This is a genomic window from Acidobacteriota bacterium (genome assembly GCA_033549365.1).
In the GTDB taxonomy this organism is placed as follows: domain Bacteria; phylum Acidobacteriota; class Aminicenantia; order Aminicenantales; family Saccharicenantaceae; genus JAWSUF01.
This window is the reverse complement of sequence record JAWSUF010000001.1, coordinates 229,322-241,445: the sequence shown is the minus strand read 5'-3', so window position 1 is coordinate 241,445 and position 12,124 is coordinate 229,322. Positions and strand designations below refer to the sequence as shown.

Below are 12,124 nucleotides of genomic sequence, written 5' to 3'. Positions count from 1 at the left end.
TGAAAGCCGGGGTTCAATTCAGAAAGAGACCGAAAGGCCGAAGAAGATCTCGCTTTTGGAAGGGTTGACGGCGCGCAGAAAAATGAACGTCAGGTTGCAGAAGGGCGTGATGGTCACGCCCTTCGCCTCCAAGGGGAGGGCCAGCGTCCAGGAGAGGTGGGACAACCCGGATTTTTCCTTCTGATATTGCCTGCCGTTATAGCCGAGGGCGACGGAGAGTTCGGGAACGACGTTTTCCGAAAGCGGGGCGTCGAGCGCTCCCGAGAGCTCGGCATAGAGGCCGTCGCCGAGATCGAAGTCGTAGAAAACGGTTAGAGAAGGCCGGGCGAACACATTCGGCAGCCCCGCCTCGACGAAAACTTCACGGCTTGTGTCGTTTCGGTAAGTGAAGCCCGGCGTCCGGTAATAGACATAGTGGATGAGGCCCGCCGAGAGGTCGACGTTGTCTCCGGCGGGCAGGGCATAGGACACGATCAGATTGAGCTCGTCGGCGGTTTTGAATTCGGCGCGGTTTGCGGAGGCGAAGCTGAACCAGGCCTCGACGCTGAGGCCGCTGTTCCCGAAATCGAAGGTCAGGGAGGGCTGGAAGGCCGGTTTGTTTTCGGGATAGAGATCGAATCCGCGCCAGATGTAGCGCGAGACGATGTCGGCCTGGCCTGAAACCTGAATTCCGGCATGGAGCGGAACGAGAGATGCGGCCATCGTCAGCAAGACAACGGTTTTTTTCATGAGGTCCTCTGTCTACGGCTGGGATTCGAACGCGGAATTTTATCATGGAACTGTGACGGTGCGAATTGGCTTGAGCGAATCGGCGAATTCCGATCGACATCATGCCGAGCTCATGCAGAAGCTCAATATGGTGATCGGGGCGTTCTTCAGCGAAGTCGGTGTCGATTTTCTGGAGCGGCTCGCGGCTCTCGATGTCGATCGGTCCAGGCTCCAGAGAGGCTTCAAACTCGACAGGAGCTGGGACGACAAGCGGCTCAAACAGGCGGTGGCGGATGCGGCCGCGGGGGGATTCGATCTGAAAACGACACGGGAATCCATTCGGGAGATGCGCGGCTTTCTGAATGAAAAAAGACGGTTTCCGCTCCAATCCGCTCGACCGCGAGTCGCGGATAGAAGTCAAAGAATGATCCTGAAATAAAATATTGATTTAAGGGGGCGAATTCTGTTATAAGCGGAAGAAAACCCAGGCTCAGGAGGTTCTCATGTCTCGTCCCTTTCACCGTTTTGTCTGTGCGTTCGCGGCGGCCGCCCTGCTTTTAGCGCCCGGTGCCGCGGTCTTTGGCCAGGCGGCCCAAGCCAAGGAGGCCAAACCCGCCGCCTTCGATGCCGCGACCGTTATCAACCAGCTCAAGGCCCGAAACATCGGACCGGCCAATATGGGCGGCCGGGTCGTGGACCTGGCCGTTCCCGACAGCGACACGACCGTGATTTATGCCGCGGTCGGTCCGAGCGGGCTCTGGAAATCCGTCGATTCCGGAATCACCTGGATTCCGTCCTTCCATGAGGAGGCGACTGTCGCCGTCGGCGCCGTGGCCGTCTCTCCGAGCCACCCCGACATCGTCTGGGCCGGAACCGGGGAGGCCACCGCCCGGAACTCCGTCGCGCCCGGCGACGGCGTCTATAAATCCGAGGACGGCGGACGGACCTGGAAGAACATGGGCCTGGCCCGAACGCTCTTCATCAGCCGGATCGCCATCGATCCCGTCAACCCCGACATCGTCTATGTCGCGGCCCAGGGCCATCTCTGGGGCTCCAACGAGGACCGCGGCGTCTACCGTACGCAAGACGGCGGCAAGACCTGGAAAAAAGTCCTTTATCTCGATTCCGGAACCGGCGCCTCCGATCTGGTCATGGACCCTTCGAACTCCAAGATCCTCTATGCCGGAATGTGGGACCACCTCCGAAAACCCTATCATTTCCGAAGCGGCGGTCCGGGGAGCGGACTTTACAAAACCACGGACGGCGGCGACACCTGGACTCCGTTGACGCAGGGACTGCCCAAAAAACCCTGGGGCCGGATCGGGCTCGGCGTGGCCCGCAGCAACCCCAATGTCGTCTACGTTCTCATTGAAGCGGAAGGCGAGGAGCGGGGCCTTTTCCGCTCGGAGGACAAAGGATTCACCTGGCGGCGCATGTCCGACGCCCGCACCTACGACCGGGTCAACTTCCGGCCGTTCTATTACAGCCGCCTCACCGTGGACCCCTCGAACGAGCTTGTGGTCTATGTCTATTCGGGAAGCTGTTTTGTCAGCCGCGACGCCGGCCGAACTTTCGAGCAAATTTTCCGCGGCGCCCATCCCGATCACCACGCGGTCTGGGTGAATCCGGATAACCCGCGCCATGTGATCAGCGGGAACGACGGCGGAATCGACATTTCCTGGGACGGAGGGGTCAATGCCTACGGCGTCGCCTCGCAGGCCTGGGCCGAAGTCTACAATGTCGGGTTCGACATGCGCGATCCCTATTATGTGAATGTCGGTCTCCAGGACAACGGCAATTGGCTGGGCCCGTCCAATACAAGGGAGCGGGCCGGCATCCTCAACCATTACTGGATCCCGACGGGCGGAGGAGACGGATATTATGCCCAGTTTGACCCCATCGACTGGTGGGTCATGTTCCGAAACCTCCAGATGGGCGGAATCGAGCGCCATAACCTGAAAACGGGGGAATCCCAGCGCGTTCGGCCGGAGGCGCCTCTCTCCGAGCCGCCTTACCGGTTCAACTGGAACTCGCCCATTCTGCTCTCACGCCATAACCGCTTTGTGCTCTACTTCGGCGGAAATTACCTGTTCAAGTCCACGGACCGGGGCATGTCCTGGACCAAGGCGAGCCCGGATCTGACGACCAACGATCCGGCCAAGATCATCGATTCGGGCGGGTTGACGATGGACAATACGGGGGCGGAAAACCACTGCACCATCCTGACCATCTCGGAATCGCCCTTGAAGGAAGGTTTGATCTGGGTCGGGACGGATGACGGCCAGGTCCAGGTCACACGCGACGGCGGCGCGACCTGGGAAAACGTGACCAAGAATATCCGGGGATTTGCCGCCCACGACAACTGGGTGACGCGCATCGAGGCCTCCCATCACGTTGAAGGCGGCGTCTATCTCACCGTGTCGCGCCACCAGGTCGCCGACTACAAGCCTTATGTCTTCAAGAGCACGGACTTCGGGAAGACCTGGACGTCCATCCGCGGCAACCTGCCCGAATACGGCTATCTCCATACCGTACGCGAAGATATTGACAATCCCAACCTGCTGTTTGTCGGCTCGGAGTTCGGTTTGTTCATCACCTTGGACGGGGGGGCGAACTGGATTTCTTACCGGAACGGCTTCCCGACGATCGCCGTGCGCGACATCAAAATCCACCCGCGCGACCGCGATCTCATCATCGGTACCCACGGCCGCGGCGTCTGGATCATCGACGACATCCGGGCGCTTTCCGGCCTGACGGCCGAGGGCATGAAGGCTGAAGCCCTCCTTTTCGACGTCAAACCGGCGACGCTTTTTGCCACGCGGACGACGGTCGACATGTACAGCGATCCGGGTTATGCCGGCGAGAACTCGCCCTACGGCGCGGCTCTCACGTATTATCTGAATCCGGCCGCGGCCAAGACCGCCAAGATCAAGCTGGCCGTCGTCGACAAGGATGGGCGCGAGATCGCCTGGCCGGGGTTGACGAACAACCCCGGTCTCAACCGGATGTATTGGAATCTTCGGGAAGGCGCCGCGCCTTCGGCCGCGGCCATGGCGTCGGCGGGGGGATGGGGAGGCCGCGGCGCGGCCATGGGTCTCTTCGGACCCTGGGCGCTTCCGGGCGAATACAAGGTCGTTCTGGAGGTGAACGGCCGGGTTCAGGAAAAGCCGCTTATCGTCCGCGAAGACGAACTCCAGGATCACACGATGGAAGAGCGGGAAATGGGACGGACCTACTTCCTTGAAGCCAGGGAATTGTCCCGCAAGGGAAGGGAACTCATCCAGGCACTCGACGGTCTGACGAAACAGTTCGAAGAACTGGCGCCGCGGATCTCGGCGATCAAGCCCGCCGACGTGGCGTTGACGGTGGCCTTCATGGCCGTCCGGGACAAGATCGATGAGATCAAGGCCGTCTATTTTCTGAGCCCGCCGGACCAGGGCTTCTTCCGCAAGCCCATCCTTGTCGCTTTCCGGGGCGGCACGGCGGCCGAGCTTGTGATCGGCGTCGTCGGCGCATTCGGCGGCATGGGTCGTCCGACACAGACGGCGATCGACCAGATGAACGATTTCAAGAACTTCATCGCCCCGCTCCTCGCGGCCCTCGATGACATCCGGAACAAAGACATTCCGGCGCTCAACAAGCTTCTGGCTGAAAAAGGAGTCCCTTACTTGAAGTAGGTTGCTTGACTTTGGAAAGCTCCAGTCGGATTAGATATCGAGGTTGATTTCCTGGCGGTAGTCGACGTTGATTTTTGCCCGCGAACCGGGCCGAGGCTTGAGAAGCTTGATCGCCCGCATAAAAAGCCTGTTGCGGCGCCGCCACATCCGGTTGAGATTTCGGGCATAGTGGGCGATCGCCACGCCGAACCACTCTCCGGCCAGAAGCTTGCGGGCCGTCTGTTTTAACGAATAGAACTTCTTGTGGGCGAAGATCTGTGCTTTCTGCAGGTCAAAGAGCGAAAACCGGGCGGGTTGGAAGACGGCGTGATGGGCGTCGTAGAGAGTCCAATCGTGAAATTGAATCCGGTTCTCGGAGGAGATCCGGTTATAGAACTCCGAGCCGGGAAGGGGTGTCAGAATCAGAAACTGTGTCGATGTCAGCCTGGATTTTTTGGCCCACCGGACCGTTTTCCGGACGGATTCCCAGTCGTCCTGGTCGAACCCGAGGACGAACATGCCATGAATTTTGATGCGGTGGCGGCGCAGGATCTTGACAGCCTGGGCGATTTCGGCCACGGTCTGCTTTTTTTTCATGTCCTCGAGGCTTGCCGGGTTCACGGACTCGAAGCCGATGTAGAGGGTGTGGCAGCCGGAGCGCTTCATGAGACGGACAAGATCGGGGTCGCGGGTGATGTCGGCCCGGACTTGGGTCGTCCAATTGAACTTGAACTTTTCGCGGATCATGGCTTCGCAGAGCTCCCGGGTCCGTTGAGGGTCAGCCGCGAAATTGTCGTCGTAAAAGAAAATGGAGTTTTTCCGGCTGTCATAGAGCCGGAGTTCCTCGATGATGTTTTCCGTCGAACGGTGGCGATATTTCCGGCCGAACATCCCGGTCACGGAACAGAAGGAGCAGTCATAAGGGCAGCCGCGCGAGGTGAGTACGGGAATCGAACTCATGCGTCTTTGGCCCGGAGCGTCGGGCTTGAGGAGTGTGAAGTCCGGGAAAGGGATGGTGTCGAGGTTTTCCGCCCGGGGGGCCATGGGGTTGTGGTGAATTCGGCCGTCGGCGTCCCTGAAGGAGAGGTTCGGGACCTCAGCGAGAGGCGTGCCGTTTTCGCGGGCGTCCATGAAGGTCGCAAGCGCCGCCTCGCCCTCGCCGCGGATGACGAAGTCGGCATGTTCCAGAGCCTCCTCGGTGAGAAATGTCACATGCGGCCCGCCCATGATGACGGGGATTCCCAGGCCACGAACCCTGTCGGCGATGGCATAGGCTCGAGGCGCCGTCGAGGTGATGGTCGAGATGCCGACGAGATCGGCTGAGCCGATGACTTCGAAATCGAGCCTTCTGAAATCTTCCACGAAGACTTCGACTTCGCAACCGCGGCGCTTCATCATCGTTCCCAGAATGAGCGTTCCCAAACGGGGGAGCGGGAACTGCGAAAAGATGTGAAGATCCGGGGCTTGAGGTTCGATGAATATGAATTTAGACATGGCCGGCCTCCTTGAGCGGGTCGGCCCGCTTTCGATTTTTCGCCTGAAGGGCGAGAATGTCTTTTCTCTTTTTCTTGAGCAGGTCCTCCCATCGATCGATGCCTTCTCGGAGAAGCTTCATCCTGTCGAAGAGCGCCTGAATGGCCTCGATCATCCCCGCAAGTTTCGCTTCCACTTCGGATGGGGGGAAGGAGGCCGGGTCGGCTTCGATGACCAGAAAAGTCCGGACGTCGTCTGAGAGAGCCTTGATTTCTTCCAGGGTGTAGCCGAAGAGCTGGAGATCGCGGATGAGCTGGCACAGGAAAATGTAGGACTCGGGATAGAGGCGGAACCCGCCCTCGGTCCGCATGTCGGGCTCGAGGATGCCCTTGTCCTCCCAGTGCTTGATGGTCCGGGGACTGACACCCGAACGTTCGGCCAAGGCGCCGACCGTGAGATAACGGTCCTTTTCAGGAGAAGGGTCGGGGCCGCGTCCGTCGATGGGCAGCCCGACCTTGCGGATGATTTTCTGGATGGCCTCGGCGCCGTAGCCGAGTTCCCGGAGTTTGCGGATATGGGCGATTTTCTCCAAATTCTCTGCCGTAAAAAGCGGCAATTTGTCGTCACTGAAGCCGAACGGCTTGAGAATTTTGATTCGGGTCCATTCGGCGATGTCGTCGGGTGTTGCGCCGGTTTTTTGGGCCAGTTCATCAAGAGAATAAACATCTTTTTTCATAATGCACCTATGCGTATATGATAGCTTATAGAAAATAAGACATGCACGTATAAGAATATATTGCCGGGAGGGCTGTTTGTCAAGGTTTTTTTTCGTTCTTGACATGTAACCGGATGAAGAAGCAATATGAAATGGTGAATGCGCAGACATCTCCGCATTGACAATGATGTCATCCAACAAAGGGGAGGCCATGAATCAACGAAAAACGAGGAATGAAGGATTTCATGGGTCATGCCGGTGTCTGTCGCGCCGGAGCTTCTTAAGAGATTGTGGAGTTCTGGCGACGGCGGCCGGCGCCGGCTTGGCCTTTTCGGGTTCGGGGGGATGCGGAAGATCCTCTTCCAAAGATGGAACCCGGGTGAAAGTGGGCGTCGTTTTTGTGACGGCGCGGCGCGATTTGGAAGTCTGGCCCTATGTGAATTTCGATTATGAGTCGCGGAAAACGGAAATCCTGCAAACCCTCCAGGGCGAAATTCCCGAAATCGAGTTCATCCCGATCGACGTTCAGGGGACGCCCGACGAGGAAATTCCCAAGGTGCGGGAGTTGGCCGGCCGGGTGGACGGCCTTCTTGTTTCCGTGATGTGCACCAACTGGTGGCTGACATCCTCGTTGTTTCCCGCCGTCGGAGAACTCAACATCCCCGCCCTTCTCGTGGATGAACCCTACGCGGGGTCGGGCGTTTTTCTTTGTCACGGCGCCGCTGCGGTGCGCGGAGGGGCGAAGCTTGTGATGCTCTCGACTTGCGGTTTCCAGGACGTCGTGGAGACGGCCCGCTGTTTCGGTCTGTTAAACAGACCCGAGGCTTCCCTCGATCGTTTCTTCGCCGCGGCCGACCGTGTCCGAAGGGCCAATTTCGCGACTCCCGGCGATATGTCCTGTCTGGAAGATCCCGTCAAAATCGCCGATGTCTCGGAGGTTCTTCGCAGGCTGAAGGAAACAAAGATTCTCCGTGTGGTCGGCGACAAGGGCGAGTCATCAAGAGTTTTAGGGACTCTCGTTGAGACCGTGACCTTCGAAGAGATCAATGCCGTTTATCGGGCGATCGATCGCGATGAAGCGGCATCCTGGTCGGATCGCTGGATCGCTGAGGCCCGCGAGGTCATCGAACCGACCCGGGACGATATTCTCAATGCGGCGGCCGTTTATCTGTCCATGAAAAAGCTTCTTGAGAAGCGGGGCGCTCAGGCCGTCACCATGGACTGTCTGGGAGGGTTTTACAGCGGAAAGCTTCCCGGATACCCCTGCCTGGGTTACCGTCAAATCAACGACGACGGGCTGCAGTGTGGAACCTGCGAGGCTCAGATCCAGGATATGACGGCCATGATGATCTGCCGGTATATGTTCGGACGGGCGAGCTATACCTCGGATCCGGTTCTCGACACCTCGACGAATCAGATCATCTATGCCCATTGCGTGGCGCCGACGAAGATGCTCGGTCCGAACGACGCGGCCAATCCGTTCCTCATCCGCTCTCATGCCGAAGACAACAGGGGCGCCTCGATCCAGTCCCTTCTCCCGGTCGGATACATGACGACGAGCTTTCGTTTCAACAGGGACTATTCGGCCATGGCCGTTCATCAGGCCAAGACGGTCGGCAATGTCGACGAGCCCAAGGCCTGCCGGACGAAGCTCGCCGCGGAAGTCAAGGGCGATATCGAGAAGCTTTTTTATGAATGGGACCGCTTTTCCTGGCACCGCCTGACGGTCTACGGCGATGTCCGTGAACCCCTGGAGGAGTTGGCTCGCGCTCTGAAAATGGACGTCGTCCGCGAAGCGTGAACGGCCGAGTGATAAAAAACGACGCAGAGGCGGCGCTTCGAATCTTTGCGGATCCGGTGGGGAATTGCATTGAGGTGGTAAAATATCAAAGAGAGGAGGGATCATGGCCCGGGAAAGACAGGTCCGCAAGGTTTTAATCAGCCAGCCGACCCTGGAAGGCGCGGGGGTTCATCTGCGCCGCGGGTTCGGGTTCCGAGAGGCGCCGCTGTTCGATCCGTTTCTTCTTTTCGACGATTTCCGCCAGGACGATCCCGAACGTTATCTCCCCGGCTTTCCCTGGCATCCCCACCGCGGCATCGAGACGATCACCTACATGCTTCGCGGCACGGCCGAACACGGCGACAGCATGGGAAACGCCGGCGTGATCGGACCCGGCGACGTCCAGTGGATGACGGCCGGACGCGGCATCATCCATCAGGAAATGCCCAAAGGTGGCGCCGACGGCCGCATGGGCGGCTTCCAGCTCTGGGCCAATCTGCCGGCGTCTCAAAAGATGATGGATTCCCGCTACCGGGACGTGAAAAGCGCCGATATTCCCGAGGTGGCGCTTCCTGGAGGCGTCACAGTCCGGATCATCTGCGGGGAGGTGGGCGAGACCCGCGGGCCGGTCCGCGACATCGTCATCGATCCCGAATACCTCGATGTTTCGGTTCCGGCGGGCGCCGAGTTTGTCCATCCGACAAAACCCGGCCACACCGTGATCGCCTATGTCTTCGAGGGGGAAGGGATCTTCTCGCGCGGCGAAAAGGCGCCGGACTTCGAATTCGAGCCGGCCGAATATTTTGATCTGGATTGGAAACGCACGCTCGGCGACCATTCCGTCGTTCTCTTCGGAGACGGCGACCGGATCCGGGTCGCGGCCGGAGACGTGCCCGTGCGGTTTCTGATCATGTCGGGACAGCCCCTCGGCGAACCCGTCGCCTGGCGGGGGCCGATCGTCATGAACACGCAGGAGGAACTCCGGACGGCCTTCAAGGAATTCCGCGACGGAACCTTCGTCAAGGATTTTTCGAAGCCAAGCAACGATAAATAAGGAGGCCGAGGGCGGCCAGGCCAAGACTTGCCAGGGAATGGAGCGGCCGGTTGATCAGGAGATTGAGCCCGAAGCCGCCGCTGATGAGGATGAACACGAGCGGGGTCACCGGGTAGGCCAGCGTCCGGTAGGGCCTCGGCCGGTCGGGCATCGTTTTCCTCAACCGGATGACGGCGAACGCCGTGATCGTGATGAAGACGGTGTCGGCGAAGACGAGATAAGTCGCGATGTCGGCGAATGTCCCCCAAAACAGGAGAAGAATGGCGGCCCATGAAGCCTGAAGCAGGATGGCCCGTGCCGGAGTCTTGAAGCGCGGGTGAATCCGGGCCAGCCCCTTGAAAAACACGCCGTCCGCGGCCATGGCAAAGAAAATCCTTGGCGCCGAAAACAGGCAGATGCCCACCGTCCCGAAGGTTGAAACAGCGATCGTCGCCGCGATCAATGTTCCGCCCCACGGCCCGGCCCGGCTCATGGCTTCGGCGGCGACGCTTTGCGATGCGGCGATATCGGCGATCGGCATCAGCGAAAGATAAGCCAGGTTGATGAGGATGTAGACGGTCCCGACGATGAGTGCGCCGGCCACCATGGCCCGCGGCACCGTCCGCGCCGGATTCCGGGCCTCGCCCGCCAAATACGAGGCGTGCTGCCAGCCGCCCGACGAGTACCAGACGCCGACAAAAGCCAGGGCGAAGGCGGCCAGGGGCGACAGCGTGGGGTCGACAAGCGAGACATTGGGCGCGGTCCAGGCCAGGGTTTTTCCGTGCGTGCCCAGCGTCAGTCCGATCACGGTCACGGCGCCCATTCCGAAAAGCTTGAGCCCGGTGAAAAACCCGGCGAAGATTTCGGACAACTTGGCTCTCAAGACATTGACGACGCAGACCGATGCGATGGCGGCAAGCGCGATAACAGTCGTCGACGAAAAGGGGAGAGCAAAGAGATAGGCAAAATATCGGGCGAAGACGATGCTCAGCGAGGCAATGGCGGCGGCGTTGACGACGGTGAAGGTGATCCAGCCGAAAAGAAATCCGACGACCGGACCGTAGGTTTCCCGCAAATAGGCGTATTGGCCGCCCGCGCCCGTGAACATCGATCCCAGTTCGGCGAACGTCAGGGCGCCCGTCAGCGAGACGACGGCGCCCAGGCCCCAGGCCGCAAGAATCAGAAGCGGCGAGGAGAGATATCCGGCGATCATGGACGGCGTGAAGAAAATCCCGGCACCGATGCACGATCCGACGGCGACGAGCGTCAACCCCGGAAGCGTCAGCATGCGGGACGGTTGGGCCGGCGACGGACTCGCCGCGCCGGTTTCCTTTCTCACGACTTAGCCCGCCTCATCCCGCGTTCTCCCATCGCTTTCAGCAGCCGGGTTCATTCCTCGACGCTCGATATCTTGTCACAGCCGTCTTTCGCCTCCGGCATGACTCTGTCCGGAGTCGAGCTTTGATATCCGTGAACTTTCGTCATCCGTCACTCTCCGCGAATGACTCCGCCTCCTCGACGGCGATCCTTGCCCATTCCCACAATCTTCGCGGCTCGTGATGGACGGTGCTGATGTCCTTCATGATGATCTCGACGGCCAGCCCGCGTGTCCGCTGGAGGGCATCGCGGATCTCCGCCCGCGCCCGTTCCGGGTCCCAGCGTTCCTCGGCCAGAATGGCCGGGTTGGGCTTCCAGGAGAAGACGAAGTCCGTTCCGATCGCCGCCGCCCCCTTGTCGATATCGGCCCAGGGGCTCATGGAGATTTTCCGGAGCCTCGGGATCGACTTCAGAATATCGATCTTGTTGTGCAGCGCGTCGCAGCATCCGTAGTAGTTCAGCCCGAAGCGCTCGAGCCAGCGTCTCTCATAGCGCAGGGCGAATTCCTCGTGCATGGCAGGAGAGACGTCGGAGAAAATCTGGGCCGCCGCGCATCCCCACTGGTCGATCGGCCGGACGCGCCGCGCGTCGAAACCCGGCGCCGGAAGATCGCTCGCGTAACCCAATCCACCCGAACCCACCCGGTGATTCCCCTCGCTCCAGGCGAGCAGATTCAGATTCTCCCACTGATCCAGCCGGGAAAGATACGCATCGACAAGTCGGGATACGGCTGCGTGAACAAGCTCGGGGCGTAACACGAGATCGGTCAACACCGGCTCGACACCCCACCAGGTAACGAGGATGTCCCACGGCGCGGTCCAGGCGTGAACGATGCCTCGCATCTCGGCGGGAAGACACCCGCCCAGAAGCTGTCGCGTCTTCGCCAAATCGGCTTCGCTCCTTGCGGCGTCATATTCGATTTTCGGCGTCATGATCTTTGCGATGTCCGCCTCATTGCGGAATTGGGATGTGAAGGCCCGGCTGACCACGGTGTTTTCCGGGTCCGTCTTGACGATGCGGACCTTTTCCTCGATTCCGAACCCCGAATCCGAGACGGCGGGCGGCGCGTAATAAACCGGATCGACGGCCATGTCGCCCGGCATGTGACGCCAACTGTAGATCGTCCGCCGCAGAGAAAGCTCGATGTTGCGGGCGAAGGGATCCTCACAACGGAGCGTCAATTCCCTTTCGACATCCATTTCGTTCCAGGGCACCTCGTCCATCCAGACCATGGGCTTGACCGGCCGTAAATCATTCAGAGCTCGCCACCTCTCTGCGGTCATCTTGTGGACGGGAAGCGCTGCGATTTCGGCCGTCTCCGCGGCCAGCCGCCGGATCACCTCGGCGTCTTTTAGGTTGATCGTGTCACTCATGGTCCCTTA

General features: G+C 59.9%; 9 protein-coding genes. 4 read left to right on the top strand and 5 right to left on the bottom strand.

Features of this window, described 5'->3' with window-relative positions:
- Positions 1-18: 18 nt before the first annotated feature.
- A complete protein-coding gene (locus tag SCM96_00975; GenBank protein MDW7759194.1) occupies positions 19-729 on the bottom strand; it encodes a TorF family putative porin in 711 nt (236 codons plus the stop codon).
- A 52-nt stretch (positions 730-781) separates the two neighbouring features.
- On the opposite strand from SCM96_00975, the gene SCM96_00970 reads away from it, so the two are divergent.
- Together SCM96_00970 and SCM96_00965 are read left to right on the top strand one after the other, a co-directional pair.
- On the top strand, positions 782-1,147 hold the full coding sequence (locus SCM96_00970) for a hypothetical protein (GenBank protein ID MDW7759193.1): 366 nt from the start codon (positions 782-784) through the stop codon (positions 1,145-1,147).
- A gap of 64 nt (positions 1,148-1,211) precedes the next feature.
- Positions 1,212-4,385: a hypothetical protein gene (locus SCM96_00965; protein ID MDW7759192.1), complete on the top strand. Its 3,174-nt coding sequence runs from the start codon at positions 1,212-1,214 to the stop codon at positions 4,383-4,385.
- A gap of 30 nt (positions 4,386-4,415) precedes the next feature.
- Here the strand turns inward: SCM96_00965 and SCM96_00960 are convergent, their stop codons facing one another.
- On the bottom strand, positions 4,416-5,858 hold the full coding sequence (locus tag SCM96_00960; protein ID MDW7759191.1) for a radical SAM protein: 1,443 nt from the start codon (positions 5,856-5,858) through the stop codon (positions 4,416-4,418).
- Positions 5,851-6,573, bottom strand: coding sequence for a MerR family transcriptional regulator (locus tag SCM96_00955; GenBank protein MDW7759190.1), 723 nt, complete (start codon positions 6,571-6,573; stop codon positions 5,851-5,853). The genes SCM96_00960 and SCM96_00955 overlap by 8 nt, the downstream gene beginning before the upstream one ends.
- Positions 6,574-6,931: 358 nt before the next feature.
- Between SCM96_00955 and SCM96_00950 the strand changes: the two genes are divergently transcribed.
- Both SCM96_00950 and SCM96_00945 read left to right on the top strand, forming a co-directional pair.
- Positions 6,932-8,353, top strand: coding sequence for a hypothetical protein (locus SCM96_00950; GenBank protein MDW7759189.1), 1,422 nt, complete (start codon positions 6,932-6,934; stop codon positions 8,351-8,353).
- Positions 8,354-8,456: 103 nt separating this feature from the next.
- Complete coding sequence (locus SCM96_00945; protein MDW7759188.1) at positions 8,457-9,386, top strand: pirin family protein; 930 nt, start codon at positions 8,457-8,459, stop codon at positions 9,384-9,386.
- Here SCM96_00945 and SCM96_00940 read toward each other — a convergent pair.
- Both SCM96_00940 and SCM96_00935 read right to left on the bottom strand, forming a co-directional pair.
- The gene (locus tag SCM96_00940; GenBank protein MDW7759187.1) at positions 9,352-10,704 is read right to left on the bottom strand and encodes an amino acid permease; all 1,353 of its coding nucleotides are present in this window, start codon (positions 10,702-10,704) and stop codon (positions 9,352-9,354) included. The genes SCM96_00945 and SCM96_00940 overlap by 35 nt on opposite strands.
- Before the next feature lie 142 nt (positions 10,705-10,846).
- On the bottom strand, positions 10,847-12,115 hold the full coding sequence (locus tag SCM96_00935) for a hypothetical protein (GenBank protein MDW7759186.1): 1,269 nt from the start codon (positions 12,113-12,115) through the stop codon (positions 10,847-10,849).
- Between the last annotated feature and the right edge of the window lie 9 nt (positions 12,116-12,124).